General features: G+C 73.9%; 25 protein-coding genes. 9 read left to right on the forward strand and 16 right to left on the reverse strand.

Annotated elements, in window-relative coordinates:
* Positions 1-95 precede the first annotated feature (95 nt).
* The 4 genes from E1281_RS15730 to E1281_RS15745 all read right to left on the reverse strand — a co-directional run bounded on the left by E1281_RS15730 (position 96) and on the right by E1281_RS15745 (position 2,407).
* Positions 96-710 carry a Trp biosynthesis-associated membrane protein gene (locus E1281_RS15730; protein ID WP_131878793.1) on the reverse strand — a complete coding sequence of 205 codons (615 nt, stop codon included), beginning with the start codon at positions 708-710 and terminating at the stop codon, positions 96-98.
* Entirely contained in the window at positions 707-1,102 is a 396-nt protein-coding gene (hisI, locus tag E1281_RS15735; protein WP_131878795.1) for a phosphoribosyl-AMP cyclohydrolase, read from the reverse strand. The genes E1281_RS15730 and hisI overlap by 4 nt, the downstream gene beginning before the upstream one ends.
* A 121-nt stretch (positions 1,103-1,223) precedes the next feature.
* A complete protein-coding gene (locus E1281_RS15740) occupies positions 1,224-1,430 on the reverse strand; it encodes a cold-shock protein (RefSeq protein WP_026405868.1) in 207 nt (68 codons plus the stop codon).
* A 251-nt stretch (positions 1,431-1,681) separates the two neighbouring features.
* Positions 1,682-2,407 carry a TIGR03085 family metal-binding protein gene (locus E1281_RS15745; RefSeq protein ID WP_207943300.1) on the reverse strand — a complete coding sequence of 242 codons (726 nt, stop codon included), beginning with the start codon at positions 2,405-2,407 and terminating at the stop codon, positions 1,682-1,684.
* 185 nt (positions 2,408-2,592) lie between these two features.
* Here E1281_RS15745 and E1281_RS15750 point away from each other — a divergent pair, with 185 nt between their 5' ends.
* The 4 genes from E1281_RS15750 to E1281_RS15765 all read left to right on the forward strand — a co-directional run bounded on the left by E1281_RS15750 (position 2,593) and on the right by E1281_RS15765 (position 8,103).
* The gene (locus E1281_RS15750; protein ID WP_131878840.1) at positions 2,593-4,401 is read left to right on the forward strand and encodes an ABC transporter ATP-binding protein; all 1,809 of its coding nucleotides are present in this window, start codon (positions 2,593-2,595) and stop codon (positions 4,399-4,401) included.
* On the forward strand, positions 4,398-6,227 hold the full coding sequence (locus E1281_RS15755) for an ABC transporter ATP-binding protein (protein ID WP_131878797.1): 1,830 nt from the start codon (positions 4,398-4,400) through the stop codon (positions 6,225-6,227). Before E1281_RS15750 ends, E1281_RS15755 begins: the two co-directional genes overlap by 4 nt.
* An 85-nt stretch (positions 6,228-6,312) precedes the next feature.
* Complete coding sequence (locus E1281_RS15760; RefSeq protein ID WP_243716991.1) at positions 6,313-7,584, forward strand: hypothetical protein; 1,272 nt, start codon at positions 6,313-6,315, stop codon at positions 7,582-7,584.
* Positions 7,585-7,659: 75 nt separating this feature from the next.
* Complete coding sequence (locus E1281_RS15765; RefSeq protein ID WP_131878799.1) at positions 7,660-8,103, forward strand: hypothetical protein; 444 nt, start codon at positions 7,660-7,662, stop codon at positions 8,101-8,103.
* Between the two features lie 17 nt (positions 8,104-8,120).
* On the opposite strand, the gene E1281_RS15770 is transcribed toward E1281_RS15765, so the two are convergent.
* Positions 8,121-8,765 (reverse strand): 1-hydroxy-2-methyl-2-butenyl 4-diphosphate reductase, encoded by a 645-nt coding sequence (locus tag E1281_RS15770; protein WP_165958949.1) that lies wholly within the window; start codon positions 8,763-8,765, stop codon positions 8,121-8,123.
* A 124-nt stretch (positions 8,766-8,889) separates the two neighbouring features.
* On the opposite strand from E1281_RS15770, the gene E1281_RS15775 reads away from it, so the two are divergent.
* Both E1281_RS15775 and E1281_RS15780 read left to right on the forward strand, forming a co-directional pair.
* Positions 8,890-9,246 carry a hypothetical protein gene (locus E1281_RS15775; protein ID WP_131878803.1) on the forward strand — a complete coding sequence of 119 codons (357 nt, stop codon included), beginning with the start codon at positions 8,890-8,892 and terminating at the stop codon, positions 9,244-9,246.
* Between the two features lie 18 nt (positions 9,247-9,264).
* The gene (locus E1281_RS15780; RefSeq protein ID WP_131878805.1) at positions 9,265-10,440 is read left to right on the forward strand and encodes a winged helix DNA-binding domain-containing protein; all 1,176 of its coding nucleotides are present in this window, start codon (positions 9,265-9,267) and stop codon (positions 10,438-10,440) included.
* Positions 10,441-10,464: 24 nt separating this feature from the next.
* Here E1281_RS15780 and E1281_RS15785 read toward each other — a convergent pair whose 3' ends face one another.
* Complete coding sequence (locus E1281_RS15785) at positions 10,465-11,073, reverse strand: hypothetical protein (protein ID WP_131878807.1); 609 nt, start codon at positions 11,071-11,073, stop codon at positions 10,465-10,467.
* Positions 11,074-11,294: 221 nt separating this feature from the next.
* Here E1281_RS15785 and E1281_RS15790 point away from each other — a divergent pair, with 221 nt between their 5' ends.
* Positions 11,295-12,920, forward strand: a complete 1,626-nt coding sequence (locus E1281_RS15790; RefSeq protein WP_131878809.1) for a CocE/NonD family hydrolase — start codon at positions 11,295-11,297, stop codon at positions 12,918-12,920.
* 7 nt (positions 12,921-12,927) lie between these two features.
* Here E1281_RS15790 and E1281_RS15795 read toward each other — a convergent pair whose 3' ends face one another.
* The 9 genes from E1281_RS15795 to E1281_RS15830 form a co-directional block, all read right to left on the reverse strand.
* On the reverse strand, positions 12,928-13,773 hold the full coding sequence (locus E1281_RS15795) for a hypothetical protein (protein ID WP_131878811.1): 846 nt from the start codon (positions 13,771-13,773) through the stop codon (positions 12,928-12,930).
* A 16-nt stretch (positions 13,774-13,789) separates the two neighbouring features.
* Entirely contained in the window at positions 13,790-14,551 is a 762-nt protein-coding gene (gene hisF, locus E1281_RS15800) for an imidazole glycerol phosphate synthase subunit HisF (protein WP_131878813.1), read from the reverse strand.
* Positions 14,548-15,267, reverse strand: a complete 720-nt coding sequence (gene priA / locus E1281_RS15805) for a bifunctional 1-(5-phosphoribosyl)-5-((5-phosphoribosylamino)methylideneamino)imidazole-4-carboxamide isomerase/phosphoribosylanthranilate isomerase PriA (RefSeq protein ID WP_131878815.1) — start codon at positions 15,265-15,267, stop codon at positions 14,548-14,550. Before priA ends, hisF begins: the two co-directional genes overlap by 4 nt.
* A 34-nt stretch (positions 15,268-15,301) precedes the next feature.
* On the reverse strand, positions 15,302-15,937 hold the full coding sequence (gene hisH / locus E1281_RS15810) for an imidazole glycerol phosphate synthase subunit HisH (RefSeq protein WP_207943301.1): 636 nt from the start codon (positions 15,935-15,937) through the stop codon (positions 15,302-15,304).
* On the reverse strand, positions 15,934-16,104 hold the full coding sequence (locus tag E1281_RS40275; RefSeq protein WP_165958950.1) for a hypothetical protein: 171 nt from the start codon (positions 16,102-16,104) through the stop codon (positions 15,934-15,936). Before E1281_RS40275 ends, hisH begins: the two co-directional genes overlap by 4 nt.
* A gap of 2 nt (positions 16,105-16,106) precedes the next feature.
* The gene (hisB, locus tag E1281_RS15815) at positions 16,107-16,700 is read right to left on the reverse strand and encodes an imidazoleglycerol-phosphate dehydratase HisB (protein ID WP_131878819.1); all 594 of its coding nucleotides are present in this window, start codon (positions 16,698-16,700) and stop codon (positions 16,107-16,109) included.
* On the reverse strand, positions 16,697-17,845 hold the full coding sequence (locus E1281_RS15820; RefSeq protein ID WP_131878821.1) for a histidinol-phosphate transaminase: 1,149 nt from the start codon (positions 17,843-17,845) through the stop codon (positions 16,697-16,699). Before E1281_RS15820 ends, hisB begins: the two co-directional genes overlap by 4 nt.
* Entirely contained in the window at positions 17,842-19,149 is a 1,308-nt protein-coding gene (hisD, locus tag E1281_RS15825; RefSeq protein ID WP_131878823.1) for a histidinol dehydrogenase, read from the reverse strand. The genes E1281_RS15820 and hisD overlap by 4 nt, the downstream gene beginning before the upstream one ends.
* Positions 19,150-19,225: 76 nt before the next feature.
* Complete coding sequence (locus E1281_RS15830; protein WP_131878824.1) at positions 19,226-20,041, reverse strand: PhzF family phenazine biosynthesis isomerase; 816 nt, start codon at positions 20,039-20,041, stop codon at positions 19,226-19,228.
* 136 nt (positions 20,042-20,177) lie between these two features.
* Between E1281_RS15830 and E1281_RS15835 the strand changes: the two genes are divergently transcribed.
* On the forward strand, positions 20,178-20,852 hold the full coding sequence (locus E1281_RS15835) for an LON peptidase substrate-binding domain-containing protein (protein WP_347813288.1): 675 nt from the start codon (positions 20,178-20,180) through the stop codon (positions 20,850-20,852).
* 23 nt (positions 20,853-20,875) lie between these two features.
* Positions 20,876-21,391 carry a Cys-tRNA(Pro) deacylase gene (gene ybaK, locus E1281_RS15840; RefSeq protein ID WP_131878828.1) on the forward strand — a complete coding sequence of 172 codons (516 nt, stop codon included), beginning with the start codon at positions 20,876-20,878 and terminating at the stop codon, positions 21,389-21,391.
* On the opposite strand, the gene E1281_RS15845 is transcribed toward ybaK, so the two are convergent.
* Positions 21,275-21,868 carry a hypothetical protein gene (locus tag E1281_RS15845; protein WP_243716993.1) on the reverse strand — a complete coding sequence of 198 codons (594 nt, stop codon included), beginning with the start codon at positions 21,866-21,868 and terminating at the stop codon, positions 21,275-21,277. The genes ybaK and E1281_RS15845 overlap by 117 nt on opposite strands.
* Between the last annotated feature and the right edge of the window lie 17 nt (positions 21,869-21,885).

Consider the following 21,885-nt stretch of genomic DNA (forward strand, 5'->3'; position numbering starts at 1 on the left):
GTCGAAGCCCTCGCGGGCGAGGTAGCGGCGCTGCAGTTCGGCGACGGCGGGGTCGTGCTCGACGACGAGGACCAGCCCGCCACCACCCTCGGTGCTCACCGCCGGCCGTTCGTCCGGGCGGTGGGGTCCTCACCGCGGTCGAGGGACTTCCACAAGGCGGACGGGTCGTCCTCCGCCACCGGGGCCTCCCCGGCCGCCTTCTCCCCGGCGGGCCCGCCGGGGGCCGCGCGTTCGTAGCGGGCGGACATGCCCGGCCACCTCCGGCCGCGGACGGCGGTGACGAGGCCGGCGACGGCGAGCAGGACGCCGCCGGTGACCGAGACCATCCACCACAGGTTCACGTCCACGGCGGGGGCGGTGCCGATGTTCAGCAGGGCGCTCTTGTCGCCGGCGGCGGACAGCACGTTCGGGCGCTGGACGGCGGCGGCCGACGCGTAGGCGATGCCGGCGCCGAACAGCGCGATCAGGGCGCCGACGCCCGAGCGCACGTGGCCGCGGGCGGCGAAGAGGGCGGCGAGCCCGGCGATGCCCGCCCAGCCCAGGGCGCCGGCGGCGCCGCCGAGGTCGCCGCCGGTGAGGTTCTGGGTGAGCGGGGTGATGGCGTCCTCGGCCCTGACGGTGGCCCAGCTGCGGCCCGCCGCCAGCAGGGCGAGGCCGGCGCCGGCGGCGCACAGCAGGGCGGTCAGGCCGCGTTCACGCCCGGGGGTCATGAGGTGGCGTCGGGTCGTTCCGCCACCACGGCGGGGAGCACGTCGGCGTCCCAGCAGGTGCGGTCGCCGGTGTGGCACGCGGCGCCGACCTGGTCGACCTTCACCAGGACCGCGTCGGCGTCGCAGTCCAGCGCGACCGACTTGACCCACTGCTGGTGGCCGGAGCTCTCGCCCTTCACCCAGTACTCCCGGCGGCTGCGCGACCAGTAGGTGCAGCGGCCGGTGGTGAGAGTGCGGTGCAGCGCCTCGTCGTCCATCCAGCCGAGCATGAGCACCTCGCCGGTGTCGTACTGCTGGGCGATGGCGGGCACGAGACCGTTCGGGTCGCGCTTCAGCCGGTCGGCGATCTTGGGGTCCAGATTGGACGGTCGGGCCTCGGACATGGAGTCCATTGTGCCGCGTGATGCCCGGTGCCGGGCACGGGGGCGCCCGGAAGGGGCCACACGGAGGCCGGTACGAAAAGGCCCGCCCCCAAGGGTGCGGGGACGGGCCCAGACGTACGACTAACGGGTGTTACAGGGGGACGACCTGGTCAGCCTGGGGACCCCGGTTACCCTGCGTCACCTCGAACTGGACGCGCTGGTTCTCGTCCAGCGTGCGGTATCCGGAGGTCTGGATAGCCGAGTAGTGCACGAAGACGTCCGGCCCGCCGCCGTCGACGGCGATGAATCCGAAGCCCTTCTCGGCGTTGAACCACTTCACGGTGCCCTGCTGGGGCATGTCTTTCTCCTTGCGGCAAAACCTGGGCCCACACCTCGCGGGCCCGTGCGGTCACTGCGGAACGCTCTCGCCCCCGGTACGGTCCCGGAAAAGCCAAAACGCCCGCTGCCATCAGTCCGCGGGCGTCTGGACGAACGATCGAGAACCACGACTGCAACCGACGGCCCCACCGTATCACCGCTTCCACGTAAAGCGGAGGAGCCGCAAGGCTCGCGATTCTCCTCTTGGCGAACCGTGCCGTTACCAGCCCGTTAAAGACTCCAACCGGTCCGGGTCAGGGACTTGACAGCGTCCGTGTCCCCGGTGATGCGGACGTCCGCGACGTCCCGGCGGCCCAGCGCCCACAGCACCAGTTCGCCTACGGGGCCGTGCACGCGGACGGCGCCGGGGGCGGCGCCGCGGCCGCGTCCGGACACGCGCAGGCTCCGGCCGTCCGGCTGGACCAGCGTTACCCCGACATGAACTTTCCTTAGGACAAAGCGGGCAATTCTTATCCTCCGCCAGAGCACTTCATCGAGTTCCGGGGAGATGGCCCGGGGGCTCCAGTCGGGACGGGCGCGCAGGACGTCCTCATGGTGAACAAAGAACTCGACGCCGTTGGCGATTTCGTCGGCACCGGGAAGAGCGTACGGCGACAACTTCGGCGGCCCCTGCCGAAACCGTTCCACCAGCCGGTCGAACGGAACGGTGCGGGCCGTACGGCGGCGTACACGCTCCGTGTAGAAAGACAGCGGCGGGAGCACTATTCCGGGGGCGGCGTCGGGGCGGCGCTCGCGGACGACCAGATGGGCGGCCAGGTCGCGGGCGTCCCACCCTGCGCATTTCGTGGCCGCCTCCGGTCCCGCCTCCGCCAGGGCGTCCGCGAGCAGTAGGCGTTCGCGGCGGACGGGGCCGCGGCCGTCCGGCCCCGGGCCGGGGCCTCCGCCGGAGCCGGCGGGGTCGGGGCGCTGAGGGGCCGGGTCCTCGGGCATGCTCATCGCCCGATCGTAAGCCGCGGCGGGCGGCCCGGGAATAAGCGCGGGGGCCGGATGGTAGGCAATAGCCAAGCCCGGCATACCCCCACATCCCGTCCGCGGGGGCGTTCCCCGGGCGCCGCCGTGATCGAGGAGTCGCCGTGCCGCCTGCGTCCAGACGCGTCAACCCGCACGTCCTGCGGGAGGGAATGGGCGTCCTGTGGGTCGCGGTGAAGGCGCAGCCGCACGTCTTCACGATCTCGGTGCTCGCGAGCGCGCTGTACGCGGCGATGACCGTGGCGACCGCGCAGGTCCTCGGGTGGACGACCGAGGAGGTCGTGCTCCCCGCGTTCGAGTCCGGCCGCACGACGGCCGGGGCGCTGGCCGGGGCCGCCACCGCGATCGTGGGGGTGGCGCTGCTGAAGGCGATCGGCGTGGCGGGACGCCGGTTCTACGCGGGCCTCATGCAGTACCGGCTGCAGGCCGAGTACCGGCGCTCGGTGACCCGGCAGTACCTGCGGCTGCCGCTGGCGTGGCACCACCGGCACCCGGCCGGGCAGCTGCTGTCCAACGCCAACGCCGACGTGGAGGCGGTGTGGGCGCCGATCGCGCCGCTGCCGATGGCGGTCGGCGTGGTGTTCATGCTGCTGATCGCGGCGGTGTCGATCCTGTTCACCGACCTCGTCGTGGCCGGGGTGGGGTTCCTGGTCTTCCCCGCCATCGCGCTGATCAACGTCGTCTACCAGCGGAGGCTCTCCCCCGTGGCGACCCGCGCGCAGCAGCTGCGCGCGGAGGTCAGCGAGGTGGCGCACGAGAGCTTCGAGGGCGGCCTGGTGGTCAAGACCCTCGGCCGGGAGGGGGCCGAGACCGAGCGTTTCACCGAGCGGGCGGAGGCGCTGCGGGACGCGAACGTGGCGGTCGGCCGGATCCGCGGGCTGTTCGACCCGGTGCTGGAGGCTCTCCCCAACCTGGGCGTCCTGGCCGTCCTGCTGATCGGGTCGCTCCGGCTGGAGGCCGGGGCGATGTCGCCGGGCGACCTGGTGAACGTCGCCTACCTGTTCACGCTGCTGTCGTGGCCGATCCGGGCGCTCGGCTGGGTGCTGGGCGAGGTGCCGCGCAGCGTCGTCGGCTGGGAGCGGGTCCGCGGCGTCCTGGACGCCACCGGCTCCCTGCCGTACGGGGACGGCTCCCTGAACGGCTCCGCGGAGGGCGGGGCGACCGCGCTGGAGGTCCGGGAGGTCCGCTTCACCTACGCGGCGGCGGACGAGGACGCGAAGGGGCGGCGCGTCCTGCACGACGTGTCGTTCGCCGCGGACTCCGGCCGGACGATCGCGGTGGTCGGCCCGACGGGCTCCGGCAAGTCGACGCTCACCTCGCTGCTCGTCAGGCTGGTCGATCCGGCGGACGGCTCGGTGCTCCTGGACGGCACGGACCTGCGGGAGGTGCGACGCGGCGGCGTCGCGGCGACCGCGGCCCTCGTCCTCCAGCAGACGTTCCTGTTCGACGACACCGTGCGGGGCAACGTGACCCTCGGCCTGGACGTCCCGGACGAGCGGGTCTGGGAGGCGCTCCGCCTCGCCCAGGCGGAAGGGTTCGTGGCGGCGCTCGCCGGCGGGCTCGACACGAGGGTGGGCGAGCGCGGGGCGACGCTGTCGGGCGGGCAGCGGCAGCGGCTCGCGCTGGCGCGGGCCCTGGTGCGGCGGCCCAGGCTGCTCGTCCTCGACGACGCCACGTCCAGTGTCGACCCGCAGGTGGAGGCCCGGATCCTGCAGAACCTCCGGGACGCGCAGGCCGGCGAGGGGGACGGCGGCGCGACCGTCGTGGTCGTCGCCTACCGCAAGGCCACGATCTCGCTGGCCGACGAGGTGGTCTACCTGGAACACGGCCGCGTCACCGCGCGCGGCGAGCACGCGGAGCTGCTGGAGCGCTCCGAGGGTTACCGCAACCTCGTCAACGCCTACGAACGGGCCGAGGCGGAGCAGGAAGCCGTCGAAGGCGGCGAGGAGGCCTTGGCATGACCGTGACACGGAATGCGGCGACCCGGAGCGCGGGGCCGGACGGCACCGGCCTGAGCGAGGCATCGACGACCGAGGGCGCGATCAGCACGCTCAAGCGGGGGATCCTGCTGAGCCCCGAGTTCCGGGCCGGCCTGACCGGGACGCTGCTGCTCGCGCTGGTGTCGACGGCCGGCCGCGTGGTGGTGCCCATCGCCGTCCAGCAGACGATCGACAAGGGCCTCGGCGGCGACGGCGGCGGCGTGGACATCGGCTTCATCCGGACGGCGGTGCTGCTGTGCGCCGTGGCCGTCCTGGTGACGGCCGTGTGCGCGTACCTGATGAACGTCCGGCTGTACAAGGCGTCCGAGGGCGGGCTGGCGGGGCTGCGGACCACCGCGTTCCGGCATGTGCACGACCTGTCGATGCTCACCCAGAGCGGCGAGAAGCGGGGCTCGCTGGTGTCGCGGGTGACCAGCGACGTCGACCAGATCAGCCAGTTCATGCAGTCCGGCGGGCTGATGTTCCTCGTGTCGATCGGGCAGCTGTTCGTCGCGAGCGTGCTGATGCTCCTCTACTCGTGGCAGCTGGCCCTGCTGGTGTGGCTGTCGTTCCTGCCGCTGGCGTGGGCGCTGCGCCGCTTCCAGCGGGTCCTGTCCGCCGCCTACATGCGGGTGCGGGAGCGGATGGGGGACATGCTGGCCGCGGTCAGCGAGTCGGTGGTCGGCGCCGCCGTCATCCGCGCCTACGCGTCGGAAGAGCGCACCGGGCGGCGGGTGGACGAGACCGTCGACGCCCACCGCGACGCCCAGACCCGCGCCCAGGCCATGGTCGCGCTCACCTTCCCGGTCAGCGAGCTGGTCGCCGCCGTCGCCACCGCCGCCGTCGTCATCGCCGGGACGCTGCTCGGCATCGGCGGGCACGTGTCGGCCGGCGAGCTCATCGCGTTCCTGTTCCTGGTCACGCTGTTCGTCAGCCCGATGCAGACGGCCACAGAGGTGTTCAACCAGGCGCAGAACGCGATCGCCGGGTGGCGGCGGGTGCTCGGCGTCCTGGACACCGCCCCGGACGTCGCCGACCCGGGAGAGCGCGGCGAGACGCTGCCGCGCGGCCCGATCGAGGTGCGGTTCGAGGACGTGGGGTTCGCCTACCCGGGCGGCCCGCCCGTCCTGCACGGCGTGAACGCGGACATCGCGTCGCGCAGCCGCGTCGCGATCGTGGGGCAGACGGGCTCGGGCAAGACGACGTTCGCCAAGCTCCTCACCCGGCTCATGGACCCGGCGTCCGGGCGGATCCTCGTGGACGGCGTGCCGCTCGACCGCGTCCGCTTCTCGTCGCTGCGCGAGCGGATCGTCATGGTGCCGCAGGACGGCTTCCTCTTCGACGCCTCGCTGGCGGACAACATCCGGTACGGGCGTCCCGGCGCCTCCGACGACGACCTCGTCCTCGCGCTGACCGAACTCGGCCTCGCCGACTGGCTCGAAGGGCTCCCCGACGGCCTGGGCACGCCCGTCGGGCAGCGCGGCGAGTCGCTGTCGGCGGGCGAGCGGCAGCTCGTCGCGCTCGCCCGCGCCTACATCGCCGACCCGGACCTCCTGGTGCTGGACGAGGCCACCTCCGCCGTGGACCCGGCCACGGAGGTGCGGATCCAGCGGGCGCTCGACGGCGTCACCCGCGGCCGCACCGCGATCTCCATCGCGCACCGGCTCTCCACGGCCGAGGCCGCCGACGAGGTGATCGTCTTCGAGGCGGGCCGCGTCGTCCAGCGGGGCCCGCACGCCGATCTGGTGGCCGAGCCGGGCGTCTACGCCGACCTCCACGCGTCCTGGACCGCGCAGCGCGGCCTGTAGCCCCGGCCACCGAACCTGTGGCTCTCCTGCGTAAACACTCCTAAAGGACTTGCCCGTAATCTGGTCTCGTGCGCATTCTGCTGGGGTGAACAACGGAGTCGTGTTGGAATCGGCGGGCACCCTGCACGGTCAGCTGCAGCGGGGGCTCGGAAGGGCCGCGCGGCGCGCGGCGGACAGGCGGGGCGCGGGCGAGTACGTCTACGACTGCGTCCGGCGGGATCCGCGGTGGGACCGCCAATGCGAGTCGCGGCGGCTGTACTACGCCCGGTTGATGGTCGATCTCGAGATGCCGGCGGGGCCGGTCGCGGCGCACCTGTGGTCCCCGTCGGACCAGATCGACGGGGACGAGTGGCGGGTGGACCTGGCGCTGGGCGTGCTGGCCGACCTGGTGCGGCTGAGCCGGCGGGAGGCCGCGGTGCCGCTGCGGCGGTACGCCGAGGAGGGCGCGCACTGGTTCGACGCGGTGGAAGAGCTGATCGACCTCGCGGATCCGTCGCTGACCATCGGCCTGGACGAGCTGGTCGCCGCCCGGTGCGACGACTCCGAGCTGGCACTGCTGGTCCCCGCCCGGCACAACCCCGTGATCGAGACGTGGGCGGCGCGGCAGCCGCGGATCGCCGAGGCCCTCGCGCGCCAGCGGGAGGCGGGCAGGGCGGCGCGCAGGGCGGCGGCCGCGGCGCCGGGGCGGGAGGTGCGCAGCGAGGCCGAGCTGCTGGACCTCGCCAGGCGCCGGGGCGAGGGCGCCATCGGGGCCATCTTCGAGCTGGGGCGGCGGCGGACGCTGGCGCTGCTCGACCTCGCGGAGGAGCTGCTTCCCCGCGGCGGGCACGACGCGGGGCCGAGCCGGTTCGGCGGCGCGGTGAGCCGGGCGCTGCGGGAGTACGGGCCCGAGACGCTGCCGCGGGCGCGGGCGTGGGCGGTGGAGCGCGGCGGCTGCGCGGGCATGGGCCTGAGCATCCTCGCCCGGTACGGCACCCGCCAGGACGTCCCGCTGCTGATGGACGAGCTGCGCACGGCCCTGGAGCGGCGCGAGTGGCAGGCCGCCGCGAACCCCGTCGAGGGGCTGGGACGACTACGCGCCGGTGAGGCCGTCCCCTTGCTGAAATCCGCTTGGACCGAATCCACCTACGCTTACCTGAGACCGCGGATACTCACCGCTCTGACCCGGACGGCGCCGCACACGGCCGAGTCCTACACCACCGAGGGGCTGTGGGACTGCGAGGACGGGGTGCGGCAGGAGGCCGCGCGGTCCGCGCCGCTCACCCGCGAGACGCGGATCAGGCTGCAGCGGCTGCACCACGACACCGCCGAGGAACCCGGCGTCCGCAGCGCCGCGGCATCCCGCCTGATGACCTGAGACGACCTCTGAACCTCTCCCCGGGCGGGGCGCGTATTCATCCCCTGAATCGCGCACTACACCCCGGAGGAAGCGATGGGTCCCCGACACCACCCCGTCCTGAAGAAGCACGCCCTGCTCTGCGCCGCCGCCGCGCTGGCGCTGCCGCTCGCGGCGGGCTGCGGCGGCTCGGACGAAGCGTCCGGCGCGACCGCCGAGCCGGCCAGCCTGCAGGAACTCGCCGAGCAGACGGACTGCTCCCTGACCGGCAAGCGCAAGGTCAAGGACATGGAGCAGGGGAACTGCAAGAACGACCTGGGGAAGTACGTCCTGCTGAGCTTCACCACGGACAAGAACATGAACAGCTGGCTGACCGAGGCCAAGCCGTGGGGCGGCGTGTACCTGGTCGGTGCGCGCTGGGTGGTGGTGAGCCAGGAGAAGACCCTGCAGACGATCCGCAAGGACCTCGGCGGCAAGATCGTGCACGGGGACAAGCACGACGGGGGCGGCGGCCACGGTTCCGGCGGCCACGGGGGCTGACCCGCGGCGGGCGGCCTTCAGGGCGTGCGGGCCCCGCTCCCCTCGTTCGGTTCGTCCGCGCCGCGGACGAGGAGGACGCCCCAGCGTTCGAGGGCGGGGCCGGTGCGCGCCAGGACGCGGCGCGCGGCCAGCCCGCGGGCGACCACGCCGGGATGCCACAGCGGATGGCCGGGCCCGTCGACGACGACCCGGACGGCGGCGACCGGCCTGGAGCGGGCCCGCGTGGCGACGGCGGCCGACTCCATGTCCGCCGCCCGCGCGCCCTGCGCCGCCCAGAACGCCCGCTCCGCGCCGCGGACGACGTGGCCGGTGGTCACGATCGGGCCGACCTGGACGCTGAGACCGTCCCGGATGAGCTCTTCGGCGAGCAGGCGCGGCGCGCTGCACGGCACCGGCTCCGTGCCCGGGGCGCCGCGGATCTCGTCCGCGACCAGCACGTCCCCCGGCCGCAGCCGCTCGTCGAGCGCGCCGCCGAAGCCGACCGTGACGAGGGCCGCGCAGGAGTCCGGGAGCCGGTCGGCGCGCCGGGCCCGGTAGCCGACGACCACGACGGGCGTGCGGGCCAGCCCGCGGCGGACGGCGCGGGCCTCCATGCGCAGCGCCGCGCACACGACCGGGCCGACCAAGGCCGGCCCACCGGCGCCGGTGTCATCACTGGTCACCGCTCCAGCGAAACACGATGTCACCCGGAGATCCAGCCGCGTCACCGCGCAGTACCACATCATGGCCTCGCGAATCCCCCTGCCGGAGGGCGTGCGCGGCCCGCGGTCCCCATAGACTCCCCGCATGACCTCCATTCCCCTCCGGCGGAAGCTGGCCGTACTGCCGTTCGTCCTGCTGCCGCTAGGCGCCGCCGCCGCGTGCGGCGGCGAGAACACCACGACCGACTGCGGCGTGAACTCCTGCACCGTGACCTTCGACCGCGGCGTCGAGGCGAGCGCCTCCATCCTCGGCGTGAAGGCCGAGCTGGTGAAGGTCGAGGGCCAGATGGTCACGCTCAAGGTCGGCGGGCAGACCGTGACCGTCCCGGTGGGCGAGGGCGAGCAGTCCGAGGGATTCGACATCGCGGTCCAGTCGGTCACCGAGGACCAGGTCGTCGTCAAGATCTCCGGAGGCGGCGGCGAGGGCGGCGAGGGCGGCTGAGGCCGCTATGATTCGTTCATGCGTTCGATGACCCCGGCGGAGCGCCGCGCCCGGCTCGGACTCCGCCACCGCCTGTCCCCCCAGGCCAGGACCGACGACGTCCCCGAGATCGCGCGGTCGATGGTGGTCCTGCACGCGACGGACCCGGCGACCGTGTTCCTGTCGGTCGCGGCCCGCAGCGCGGGCATCGCCCCGGAGGCGGTGGAGCGGGCCCTGTACGACGACCGGACGCTGCTGCGGATGCTCGCGATGCGCCGGACGATGTTCGTCGCTCCGGTGGAGCTGGTCCCGGTGCTCCAGGCGTCCACCGCGAACGCCCTGGCCGCCAAGCAGCGCGCCACCTACGCGCGGATGATCGGGCGCGGCAGCGACATCCCCGACGTCCCCGCCTGGTTCGCCGAGGCCGAGGCCGCCGCGCACCGGGCGCTGCTGGCACGCGGGGAGGCGACGGGCGCGCAGCTCAGCGCGGACGAGCCCCTGCTGCGGACGCAGGTCGACCCCGCCCCCGGCAAGGCGTACTCCAAGCCCACGAACATCACCACGTGGATCCTGGTCACGCTCGGCTGCGCGGGCCTCATCGTCCGCGGGCGCCCCAACGGGACGTGGATCAGCAGCCAGTACAAGTGGTCGCCGGTCGAGGCGTGGCTGCCCGGCGGGATCGAGGAGGTCCCGGCCGGCCCGGCCCGCGCCGACCTCGTCCGCCACTGGCTGCGCGCGTTCGGCCCCGCCCCCGTCTCCGACCTCAAGTGGTGGACGGGCTGGAACGCCGGCGACGTGAAGAAGGCCCTCGCGCTCCTCGACGTCACCGAGGTGGATCTCGACGGCGCCACCGGCGTGGTCCTGTCCGACGACGTGGAGCCCGCGCCCGTCCCGGAGCCGTGGGCGGCGCTGCTGCCCGCCCTCGACCCGACGCCGATGGGCTGGCGCGAACGCGGCTGGTTCCTCGGCGACCACGGCCCGCTCCTGTTCGACAAGAACGGCAACATCGGCCCGTCCGTCTGGTGGGACGGCCGCGTCGTCGGCGGCTGGGCCCAGCGCAAGGACGGCGAGATCGCCGTCCGCGTCCTGGAGGACGTCGGCGCCGACGCGGAGGCCGCGATCGAGCGGGAGGCCGACCGCATGTCGTCCTGGTACGGCGACATCCGCGCGATCCCCCGTTTCCGCACCCCGCTGGAACGCGAGCTCACGTCCTGACGCGTGCGGCCGGGCCGGCGAGCCTCAGCCGCCCCCGGACACGGCTCCGCGCCGGGCGCCGCCGCGGCGGACGAGGGTGACGGCGAAGGAGACCGCCGCGAGGATGCCGAGGCCCACCGCCGCGAGGAAGGCGAGGCGCAGGTAGCCGCGGACCGTGTCGTCCGGCGTGACGAGGATGGGGCCCTCGGTGCCGCGGCACCGCAGCGTGGCCTGGCCCGACACGGGCGCCTCGAACGTGGCGGTGTAGCGGTAGGACGCGCGCTCGGCGGCGCTCCAGGAGTTCTTTCTGGTCAGGCGGATGGGGCCGGTGAGCTCCCCCACCTCGACCGAGCAGGCGAACGGCGAGGACTGCCCGGTCCGGACGTAGATGAAGTAGCCGTAGCCACCGGACAGCCGGATGCGCACCCCCGCGACGGGGTCGCCGTTCGCGGACGGGCCCTCCGCGACCCGGGAGTCGTCCCGCAGGTACGCGAACACGGTGAGGAACCCGGTGACCGCCACGAGCACCAGCAGGATCGGGACGGCGTACCAGCGGGCCCCCGGCCTGAGGGAGCGCGCCGGCGTCCGGAGCGTCCCCGCCGGGCCGCGCCCCGTGGGCGGCGGTCCGACCGGTGGGTTCGACCCGGGCCACATCAGTGTCCCTCCTGGGGGCGGTTGTGCGGAAACGCAACGATCGCAGACAAGTTTGCACCCCGCCAGATATGGCATCTGTAAGGGACCGCTGAGGCGCGCGTTCCGGACGTGCCTCTAATCGCGTCCCGGCACGACCGGCCGGGGCGGTCATGGCGATGGCAGGGGACCGGAGCGGATACCTTACTAGGCAGTAGCAAAACCTGCCCCGACTGGGAGACAGCATGGCCCGGTGGGACCGAGTGCCCGCACCGCGGATCCGCCGCCCCCGCGGACTCGCCCCCTACACCGTCGAGCGCGACCTTCCCGTCGCCATGCCGGACGGCGTGACCCTGCTCGCCGACCGGTACGTCCCGGCCGGCGCCCGGCGCCCGCCGACGATCCTGGTGCGCACCCCGTACGGCCGCCGCGGCCCGGCGGCGCTGGCCGCCGGGCTCCTGCTCGTCCCCTTCGGATTCCAGCTGGTCGTGCAGAGCGCGCGCGGCACGTCCGGGTCCGGCGGCGAGTTCGACCCGCTCGGCAACGAACGCGACGACGGGCTCGCCACCGTGGAGTGGCTGAAGCGGCAGCCGTGGTTCCACGGCACCTTCGCCACGTACGGCGCCAGCTACCTCGGCTACTCCGCCTGGGCGACGGCGGCCGAGGCGGGCCCCGAGCTGAAGGCGATGTCCCTGCAGATCACCGCCTCCTCGTTCCGGGACGCCGCCTATGTCGGCGGGTCGTTCGCCCTGGAGTCGACCCTCACCTGGACCGACCTCACGCACCGGCAGCAGCAGCCGTTCGGGATGCTGACCGCGCCGCTGCTGTCGCGCCGCCGCGCCGTCCGCGCCGCCCGCTCCGGCCGCCCCCTCTCCGAGCTGGACATGCTGACCGGCGGGCGGCAGATGCGCTTCTACCAGGACGTCCTCGCCAACCACACGGCCACCGACGGCTACTGGGACGACCGCGACTTCAGCGGCACGGTCGGCGGCGTCGAGGCGCCCGTCACCCTCCTCGGCGGCTGGTACGACGTGTTCCTTCCGTGGCAGCTCCGGGACTACCTCGCGCTGCGCGCCGCCGGGCACGCCCCGTACCTGACCATCGGCCCCTGGTGGCACACCGACGCCCGGCACGGCCTGCCTGCCTTGCGCGAGTCGCTCGCGTGGTTCCGCGCCCACCTGCTCGGCGACACCTCCGGGCTGCGCGCCGACCCCGTCCGCCTCTACGTGACGGGCGCGCGGGAATGGCGCCACTACAGCGACTGGCCGCCGCCGGGGACCCGCCAGACCCCCTGGCACCTGCACGCGGGCGGCGGCCTCGGCCAGGACGGCCCGCAGCGCGCCCCCGCGAGCACCTACCGCTTCGACCCGGCCCGCCCGACGCCCGCGCTCGGCGGCCCCACCCTGCTCGGCAGCTCGCGCCCGGTGGACAACCGCCCGCTGGAACGCCGCCCGGACGTCCTCGTGTTCACCTCACCCGCCCTGGCCGACGACCTGGAGGTCATCGGCCCGGTCGGCGCCGACCTGTTCGTCCGCTCCGACCGGGAGCACACCGACTTCATCGTCCGGCTCTGCGACGTCGCCCCGGACGGGACGTCCCGCAACGTCTGCGAGGGCGGCCTGCGCCTGCCCGCCGCCGCCGACAAGCCGGTGGGGACGGACGGCGTCCGCCGCATCGCCGTCGAACTGTGGCCCACCGCGCACCGCTTCGCACGCGGCCACCGCATCCGCGTCCACGTCACCAGCGGCGCCCACCCGAAGGTCGCCGCCAACCCCGGCACCGGCGAACCCCTGGCCACCGCGAGCCGGATGGTCCCGGCCCACCAGGAGATCTTCCACGACCCCGACCACCCGTCCGCGATCTTGCTCTGAGGCGGGGTTAGAGGCGACCGGAGATGGCCTTGGCGAACTTCTTGGCGCTTTCCGGGGCGTGGGGGAGGTAGAGGTTGGGTTCGGTCAGTTCGAGTTCGATGATCAGCGGGGTGCCGTCCGGGCCTGGGACGAGGTCCACGCGGGCATAGAGGAGGCCGGGGGCGCCGGGGACGGCGGCCAGGGCGCGGTGGGCCACCTCCAGTTCGACTTCCGTCGCCGTGGAGGCGGTGACCTGGCCTCGGGCCGGGTCGTCCCGGACGGGTCCCTGGACGCCGGCGCCGGCGGTGAGGATCTGCGCCTTGCGGGCGGCGTGTGCGTACTCGCCCTCGCAGAAGACCAGGGCCGTCTCACCCGCGGTGTCGACGGCGGACAGGTACGGCTGGACCATCACCGTCCGGCCCGCGTCGCGCAGCGAGCGGAGGTGGGCTCTGGCCTCGTCCTCCTCGCCCGCGCCCCAGCGGGCCGTGTCGCGGGACCCGATCGAGACGGCGGGTTTGATCACGTACTCGGGCCATTCGGACGGGACGTCCTCCGGGTCCCACAGGGTGGGGACGACGGGCAGGCCCGCGCCGGCCAGGTCGCGGAGGTAGCGCTTGTCGGTGTTCCAGCGGACGACGCCGGCGGGGTTCAGGACGTGCGGCAGGCTCTCGGCCCACGCCACGAACGCGTCACGCCTGCCGGTGTAGTCCCAGGTGGAGCGGATGACCACCAGGTCGTACCGGGACCAGTCGACGCCGGCGTCCCAGACGGCCGGCTCGGCCTCGACGCCGAGGGCGTCCAGGGCGCCGATCAGGGCCCGCATGTCGTCGTTCCCGCCGGGCAGCAGGGAGCAGGTCGCGAGCGCGATGGTCATTCGGGGGGCTTCCTCTTCAGCGGACGGGGTGCCCCGCTTCGCGGAGCGCGGACTTGACCTCGGAGACCGTCAGCTCGCCGAAGTGGAAGACGCTGGCGGCGAGCACGGCGTCCGCGCCCGCGTCCACGGCGGGGGTGAAGTGCCCGACCGCCCCGGCGCCGCCGCTGGCGATCACCGGCACGGTCACCTCCGCCCGGACCCGGCGCAGCATCTCCAGGTCGAACCCTGCCTTGGTGCCGTCGGCGTCCATGGAGTTCAGAAGGATCTCGCCGACGCCCAGTTCCTGGCCGCGGCGCGCCCATTCGATCGCGTCGATGCCCGTCCCCGTGCGGCCGCCGTGCGTGGTCACCTCGAAGCCGGAGCCGGTGTCCGCGGCGCGGCGGGCGTCGACGGACAGGACGACGCACTGCGACCCGAAGCGGTGCGCGGCCTCCCGCAGGAACTCCGGGCGCGCGATCGCGGCCGTGTTGATCGACACCTTGTCCGCGCCCGCGCGCAGCAGCCGGTCGACGTCCTCGACGGTCCGGACGCCGCCGCCGACCGTGAGCGGGATGAACACCTGCTCGGCGGTGCGGCGGACGACGTCGTAGGTCGTGGAGCGGTCGCCGCTGGACGCGGTGATGTCCAGGAACGTCAGCTCGTCGGCGCCCTCGGCGTCGTAGCGGCGGGCCAGCTCGACGGGGTCGCCGGCGTCCCGCAGGTTCTGGAAGTTGACGCCCTTGACCACGCGCCCGGCGTCGACGTCCAGGCACGGGATCACCCGCACGGCCACGGTCACTTGACGGCCTCCAGGGCCTCTTCGAGCGTGAACGCCTGCGCGTAGAGCGCCTTGCCGACGATCGCACCCTCGACGCCATCGGGTACGAGCCCGGCCAGGGCGCGCAGGTCGTCCAGCGAGGAGACGCCGCCGGAGGCGATGACGGGCTTGTCGGTGCGGGAGCAGACCTCGCGGAGCAGCTCGGTGTTGGGGCCGCGCAGCGTGCCGTCCTTGGTGACGTCGGTGACCACGTAGCGGGGGCAGCCGTCGTCCTCCAGGCGGCCGAGGACCTCCCACAGGTCGCCGCCCTCCCGGGTCCAGCCGCGCGCGGCGAGCGTCGTGCCCCGGACGTCCAGGCCCACCGCGATCTTGTCACCGTGCGAGGCGATGATCTTGCGGCACCACTCCGGGTCCTCCAGCGCCGCGGTCCCGATGTTGACGCGGGCGCATCCGGTGGCGAGCGCGGCCTCCAGGGACGCGTCGTCGCGGATGCCGCCGGACAGCTCCACCTTCACGTCCAGCTTCCCGGTCACCTCGGCGAGCAGCCCGCGGTTGGTCCCGCGGCCGAAGGCGGCGTCCAGGTCGACCAGATGGATCCACTCCGCCCCCGCGCGCTGCCACGCCAGCGCCGCCTCCAGCGGGGCGCCGTAGGAGGTCTCGGTGCCGGCCTCGCCCTGGACCAGGCGGACCGCCTGGCCGTCGGCGACGTCGACGGCGGGAAGGAGCGTCAGAGTCATGCGGAGAACCTTATCGACGGGTCGTGGGAAGAGGTCAGGACAGGGACGTGAGCCAATTGCGCAGGAGCACGGCGCCCGCGTCGCCGGACTTCTCCGGGTGGAACTGGGTGGCGCACAGGGGGCCGTTCTCCACGGCGGCGACGAAGCGGCCGCCGTGCTCGGACCAGGTGACCAGGGGCGGCGCGATGAGGCCGGTCGGGTCGGGCTCCAGATCCCAGCGGCGGGCGGCGTAGGAGTGCACGAAGTAGAACCGGGCGCCCTCCAGCCCGCGGAAGAGGGCCGAGCCCTCGGGGACGTCCACGGTGTTCCACCCCATGTGCGGGACGACCGGGGCGTCGAGGCGGTCGACCGTGCCGGGCCACTCGTCGCAGCCCTCGGTGGTGACGCCGTGCTCGATGCCCTTGGTGAACAGGATCTGCATGCCGACGCAGATGCCGAGGACGGGGCGCCCGCCCGCGAGGCGGCGGCCGATGACCTGGTCGCCCTGGACCGAGCGCAGGCCCGCCATGCAGGCCGCGAACGCGCCGACGCCGGGGACCACGAGGCCGTCGGCGGCAAGCGCGGCGTCCCGGTCGGCGGTGACCGTCACGTCCGCTCCGGCGCGGGCGACGGCGCGTTCGGCCGAGCGCAGGTTCCCCGACCCGTAGTCGAGGATCACGATGTTCTTCACAGCCACGACACGCCCCCGGCGATGGCCAGCCCGGCGAGGACCAGCAGGATCACCGCGCCGATCTTGATGCCCTGCTTGACGAAGCTGTAGACGCCCGCCAGCAGGAACACCGCGACCGCGAAGAGCGCCATCGTGCCGTAGGTGAAGTGCAGGTCGCCGATGTCCACGACTACAGGGCTCCCTTGGTGGACGGGACGCCCCGCACCTTCGGGTCGAACGCCACGGCGTCGCGCAGCGCGCGGGCGAGGGCCTTGAACTGCGCCTCGACGATGTGGTGGGCGTTGCGGCCGTACGGGACGTGGACGTGCAGCGCCACCCGCGCGTTCGACACGAACGACTCGAAGATGTGCCGGGTCATCGTGGTGTCGTACTCGGGGCCGATCATCGGGGCCATGCCGTCCGGCTCGACGTGCACGAGGTAGGGGCGGCCGGACACGTCCACCGTGACCTGCGCGAGCGACTCGTCCAGCGGGATCGAGGCGTCGGCGAAGCGGCGGATCCCGGCCTTGTCGCCGAGGGCCTCCCGGAACGCCTGGCCGAGCGCGATGGAGGTGTCCTCGATCGTGTGGTGGCTGTCGATGTGCAGGTCGCCGGCGGTCTTGACGGTCAGGTCGAACGACCCGTGCTTGCCGAGCTGGGCCAGCATGTGGTCGAAGAACCCCACGCCGGTCGCGACGTCGACCTGCCCGGTCCCGTCGAGGTCGATCTCCACGAGGACCTGGGTCTCCCTGGTCCCGCGCTCGACTCGTCCCTTGCGCGTCACAGACTCTCCTTACTGTTCCCGGCGAAGTCGGTCCGGGGGGTGTGGGGGGTCGTCCCCCCTCGCGATTGAAGCAGTGCGGTGCGGAACGCGGCCATCTCCCCGGGGGCGCCGATGGTGACCCGCAGCCACTCGGGCGGTCCCACCTCCCGGATCAGCACGCCGCGTTCGAGCAGGTTCTCCCAGACCTTCCGGCGGTCCGGGAACGTCCCGAAGAGGACGAAGTTGGCGTCGGAGTCGGCCACCCGGAAGCCCTCGGCGCGCAGCCACGCGACGAGGCCGTCGCGTTCGCGGCGCAGCGCGCCGACGCCGCCGAGCAGCTCCTCGCCGTGGGCGAGGGCGGTGCGGGCCACGGCCTGGGTGACGGCCGACAGGTGGTAGGGCAGCCGGACGAGCAGCAGCGCGTCGAGGACGGCCGGGTCGGCGGCCAGGTAGCCGAGCCGGGTCCCGGCCATGGCGAACGCCTTCGACATCGTCCGGGTGACGATCAGCCGCGGGTTCCCGTCCAGCAGCGTCAGCGCGGACGGCGTCTCCCGGCGGCGGAACTCGCCGTAGGCCTCGTCGACGACGACCATGCCGGGCGCGGCCCTCAGTACGGCCTCGATGGCCTCCAGCGGCAGCGCCGTCCCGGTCGGGTTGTTCGGCGAGGTGAGGAACACGACGTCGGGCCTGTGCTCCTCGACGGCCTCGATCGCGCGGGCGGGCTCGAGGCCGAAGTCCGCGTCGCGGGAGGCGTTGATCCAGCGCGTCCCCGTCACCCCGGTGATGACCGGGTGCATCGAGTAGGACGGCTCGAAGCCCAGCGCGGTGCGGCCCGCCCCGCCGAACGCGAGCAGGATCTGCTGGAGGATCTCGTTGGAGCCGTTGGCCGCCCACACCCGGCCGGCGGTGAGGCCGATCCCGGGCGTGTCGGCGTTCAGGAAGGCGGCGAGGTCCCCGCGGAGCGCGACGGCGTCGCGGTCGGGGTAGCGGTTCAGCGTCCCGGCGACGTCCATGACGGCCTCGCCGAGCGCCTTCACCAGCGCCTCGGACGGCGGGTACGGGTTCTCGTTGGTGTTCAGCGCGTACGGGACGTCCAGCTGGGGCGCGCCGTAGGGCGTGTGGCCGCGCAGATCGTCCCGCAGCGGCAGGTCGTCGAGCGAGGTCACGAAGGGATCTCCCAATCGAAGCGGGCCTTCAGCGCGGCGCCGTGGGCGGGCAGGTCCTCGGCCTCGGCGAGCGCGACGACGCGCGCGGTGGCCTCGGCGAGGGCGTCGCGGTCGTACTCGACGACGTGGACGCCGCGCAGGAACGACTGGACCGACAGTCCCGACGAGTGGCAGGCGCACCCGCCGGTCGGCAGCACGTGGTTGGACCCGGCGAGGTAGTCGCCGAGCGAGACCGGCGCGTGCCGCCCCACGAAGATCGCCCCGGCGTTGCGGACGCGGGCGGCGACGGCGGAGGCGTCCGCGGTGTGGATCTCCAGGTGCTCGGCGGCGTAGGCGTCCACGACCTTCAGGCCGTCCTCGACGCCGTCCACCAGCACGATGCCGGACTGCCGCCCGGCGAGCGCCTCGGCGATCCGCTCGGTGTGCCTGGTGCGGGCCACCTGGGCCTTCAGCTCGGTCTCGACCTCGTCGGCGAGCCGCGTCGAGTCGGTGACCAGCACGGCGGCGGCGAGCGTGTCGTGCTCGGCCTGGCTGATCAGGTCGGCGGCGACGTCCACCGCGTCGGCGGTGCCGTCGGCGAGGATCGCGATCTCGGTCGGGCCCGCCTCGGCGTCGATGCCGATCACGCCCTTGAGGAGCCGCTTGGCGGCGGCGACGTAGACGTTGCCGGGGCCGGTCACCAGGTCGGCGCGGGGGCACTCATCGGTTCCGTACGCGAACATCGCGATCGCCTGGGCGCCGCCCGCGGCGTACACCTCGTCGACGCCGAGCAGCGCGCACGCCGCGAGGATCGCGGGGTGCGGCAGCCCGCCGAACCCGCGCTGCGGGGGCGAGGTGACGGCGAGGGAGCCGACCCCGGCCTCCTGGGCGGGGACGACGTTCATGACCACGCTGGACGGGTACACGGCCTGCCCGCCCGGCACGTACAGGCCGACGCGCCCCACCGGGATCCAGCGCTCGGTGACGGTCCCGCCGGGCACGACCTGCGTGGTGACGTCGGTACGGCGCTGGTCGCGGTGGACGGCGCGGGTGCGGCGGATGCTCTCCTCGAGCGCGTCCCGGACGGCCGGGTCGAGCCCGGCGAGGGCCCGGTGCACGGCCTCGACCGGGACCCGGACGCGGTCCGGCTCGACACCGTCGAAGGTCTTCGTGTGCTCCCGCACCGCCTCCGAGCCCCGATGGCGGACGTCCTCGCAGATGGGCCGCACCTTGTCCAGGGCGGCCTCGACGTCGAGTTCGGCGCGGGGCAGCACGGAGCGCAGATCGCCGGGAAGCGAGCCGCGCAGGTCGATACGGGAAATCACCCGTCCAGTCTACGGAGTGTGTCCGCCGCTCGCGCACCGTCTCACCTGGCGAGACGGCCGGCGGCCGCGCCCCGGGTCAGGCGCGCAGGTCGCCGTCCAGGACGATCACGGCGGTACCGGACAGCACGACCCGGTCACCGCGGACGGCGACGCGGACGTATCCGCCGCGCGGCGACGCCTGGAAGCCGGTCATGGCGTCGCGGCCGAGGCGCTCCGCCCAGTAGGGGCCGAGGGCGCAGTGGGCCGAGCCGGTGACCGGGTCCTCTCCGTCGCCGGGAAGGACGCGGGGGGCGATGAACCGGGACACGAAGTCGTGGTCCCGGCCGCGGCCCGCCGCCGCCGTGACGATGACGCCGCGGGCGTCGATCCCGGCGACCGCCCGTACGTCCGGGGCGAGATCGCGGACGGCCGCCTCGCCGGCGACCTCGGCGAGCAGGTCGTTCTGGACGTTGCGCCCGGCCGCGGCCACCGGGACGCCGAGGGCCTCGGCGAGCCCCTCGGGGACCTCGACCGGGTCGGGCGGGCAGGCCGGGAAGTCCATCGCCAGGAATCCGTGCTCGTCCTCGGTGACGGTGAGCACGCCGCTCTCGAGCGTCCGGAAGCGGATCGGCCGGCCGGAGGCGACGGTCCCGGTGGAGTAGAGGGCGTGCGCGGCGGCCAAGGTGGCGTGCCCGCACAGCGCGACCTCCACCAGCGGCGTGAACCAGCGCAGCTCGAACTCCGCGTCTCGGTCCCCCTCGGCGGGACGGACGAACGCCGTCTCGGAGTGCTTCATCTCGGCGGCCACCCGCTGCATCCACCCGGGGTCCGCGGCGTCCTGGAGCAGGCACACCGCGGCCGGGTTGCCGGCGAACGGGCGGTCGGTGAAGGCGTCGACGACGAGCATCCTCATGAGGCCGACGCTACCGGCCCGACACGCGACGGCAATGACTGGCGGTCTTCACAGTGTGAAAAACCGGACCTTACCAAGATCATCCCCCAGGACGTACCCTGGCGTGGGAGGGCGCTCCCCCGTGGCGCCCAGGAGCGTGGGAGAGAGTGTGACCGAGCGGCTCGCCCTGTTCCCCCTGGGCACCGTGCTGTTCCCGGGACTCGTGCTCCCCCTGCACCTTTTCGAGGAGCGCTACCGGCGGCTGATCGCCGATCTCCTCGAACGGCCGGAGCCGCGCGGCTTCGGCGTCGTCGGCATCGAACTCGGCCACGAGGTCGGCGACGGCGCGGCGCACCGGCTCGCCGAGGTCGGCTGCGTCGCCGAACTGCGCGAGGCGACACCGCACCCGGACGGCCGGTACGACGTCGTGACGGTCGGCACGCGGCGGTTCCGGCTGAAGGAGCTGGACAGGTCCCGCCCCTACCTGCAGGGCGAGGTGGAGTACCTGCCCGAGGAGCCCGGCGCGGACCCCGGGCCCATCGCGCTGCGCGTCCGCCGGCTGTTCCGGCTGTACCGGCACCGGCTGGCCGCCGCCGGTGCCGCGTCGTCCGAGCTGGGCGAGCCGCCGGACGACCCGGTCGGCCTCTCCTACGTGATCGCGGCGTCGCTCATCCTGGACGGCCACGACAAGCAGCGGCTGCTGGAGTGCGACGACGCCGCACTGCGCCTGGAGGCCGAGCGCGACCTGCTGATGAGGGAGAACGGCATTCTGGACGTCCTCCCGATGATCCCCGCCGGGCAGTTCCTGGACGGGTCCTTCAACCCCAACTGAGACGATCACGGCAGACTGCCCCCATGAGCACCGCGAAGGCCAAGGGCGGCAAGGGCAGGAAGGGCGCGACCGGCACCCCGGCGACCGTGGCCGCCACCGAGGCGAAAATCGATTTCACGCTCCACGCCTACGAGGCCGACCCGGACGCCGAGTCCTACGGCGAGGCCGCGGCCGACGCCCTCGGCGTCCCGCGCGGGCGGCTCTTCAAGACGCTCCTCGCCGAGGTCGACGGCCGGCTGACCGTCGGCGTTGTACCGGTGTCGGCGAGCCTGGACCTGAAGGCGCTCGCCGCGGCGGCCGGCGGCAAGCGGGCGCGGATGGCCGACCCCCGCGACGCCGAGCGCGCCACCGGCTACGTCGTCGGCGGGATCAGCCCGCTCGGGCAGCGCCGCGCGCTGCCGGCCGTGATCGACGCATCGGTGTCAGCGCTCGCGACCGTCTACGTCTCGGCCGGCCGGCGAGGCCTCCAGATCGAGCTGGCGCCCGCCGACCTCGTCCGCCTCACCGGTGCCCGGCTCGCCGCGATCGCCCGGGAGTAGCCGCTTGACGACCACTTCGAGCGCCCCGTACGCGACGGCCGCGAGCAGCGGCCAGAACACCAGGAAGCCCTTGGCGCGCAGGTCGGCGACACCGGTCACGGCGGTGCCGTCGCGGGCGGTGGCGACCGTGTCGCGGAACTCCGCCAGCCCGATCAGGTGACCGGTCTGCCAGGCGAGGACGGCCGCGGCCGAGCCGCCCACGGCCAGTCCCAGCAGCAGCGCGATGTCGTTGCCGCGCCCGCCCGCGCGGTAGGCGGCGGCGCCGCACAACAGCCCCGCGGCGAGGCTGATGAGGGCGAACCGCGCGTCGATGCCGATGGGCCCCTGGCCTTCCGGATCGGCGAGAAGGGCCTGGCCCTGGACGACCACATAGGTCACCTCCGGGGCCAGCGCCGCCCAGAGCAGCCCGGCCGGCGGGCCGAGGAGCGCCACCGCGAGAGCGGTCACCACCCCCGCCGCCCAGGGCCTACTCGCCAAGAGCCTCCCGGTGGGTC

The organism is Actinomadura sp. KC345 (genome assembly GCF_004348515.1).
GTDB lineage: Bacteria > Actinomycetota > Actinomycetes > Streptosporangiales > Streptosporangiaceae > Spirillospora.

Bases quoted from the DNA above. Each gene is read 5' to 3' on its own strand.
- hisI (WP_131878795.1), bottom strand. From the start codon at position 1,102: ATGGACTCCATGTCCGAGGCCCGACCGTCCAATCTGGACCCCAAGATC.
- E1281_RS15755 (WP_131878797.1), top strand. From the start codon at position 4,398: ATGACCGTGACACGGAATGCGGCGACCCGGAGCGCGGGGCCGGACGGC.
- E1281_RS15765 (WP_131878799.1), top strand. From the start codon at position 7,660: ATGGGTCCCCGACACCACCCCGTCCTGAAGAAGCACGCCCTGCTCTGC.
- E1281_RS15790 (WP_131878809.1), top strand. From the start codon at position 11,295: ATGGCCCGGTGGGACCGAGTGCCCGCACCGCGGATCCGCCGCCCCCGC.
- E1281_RS15785 (WP_131878807.1), bottom strand. From the start codon at position 11,073: ATGTGGCCCGGGTCGAACCCACCGGTCGGACCGCCGCCCACGGGGCGC.
- E1281_RS15750 (WP_131878840.1), top strand. From the start codon at position 2,593: ATGGGCGTCCTGTGGGTCGCGGTGAAGGCGCAGCCGCACGTCTTCACG.
- E1281_RS15780 (WP_131878805.1), top strand. From the start codon at position 9,265: ATGCGTTCGATGACCCCGGCGGAGCGCCGCGCCCGGCTCGGACTCCGC.
- E1281_RS15745 (WP_207943300.1), bottom strand. From the start codon at position 2,407: ATGAGCATGCCCGAGGACCCGGCCCCTCAGCGCCCCGACCCCGCCGGC.
- E1281_RS15740 (WP_026405868.1), bottom strand. From the start codon at position 1,430: ATGCCCCAGCAGGGCACCGTGAAGTGGTTCAACGCCGAGAAGGGCTTC.
- priA (WP_131878815.1), bottom strand. From the start codon at position 15,267: ATGACTCTGACGCTCCTTCCCGCCGTCGACGTCGCCGACGGCCAGGCG.
- E1281_RS15795 (WP_131878811.1), bottom strand. From the start codon at position 13,773: ATGACCATCGCGCTCGCGACCTGCTCCCTGCTGCCCGGCGGGAACGAC.
- E1281_RS15775 (WP_131878803.1), top strand. From the start codon at position 8,890: ATGACCTCCATTCCCCTCCGGCGGAAGCTGGCCGTACTGCCGTTCGTC.
- ybaK (WP_131878828.1), top strand. From the start codon at position 20,876: ATGAGCACCGCGAAGGCCAAGGGCGGCAAGGGCAGGAAGGGCGCGACC.
- E1281_RS15830 (WP_131878824.1), bottom strand. From the start codon at position 20,041: ATGAGGATGCTCGTCGTCGACGCCTTCACCGACCGCCCGTTCGCCGGC.
- E1281_RS15730 (WP_131878793.1), bottom strand. From the start codon at position 710: ATGACCCCCGGGCGTGAACGCGGCCTGACCGCCCTGCTGTGCGCCGCC.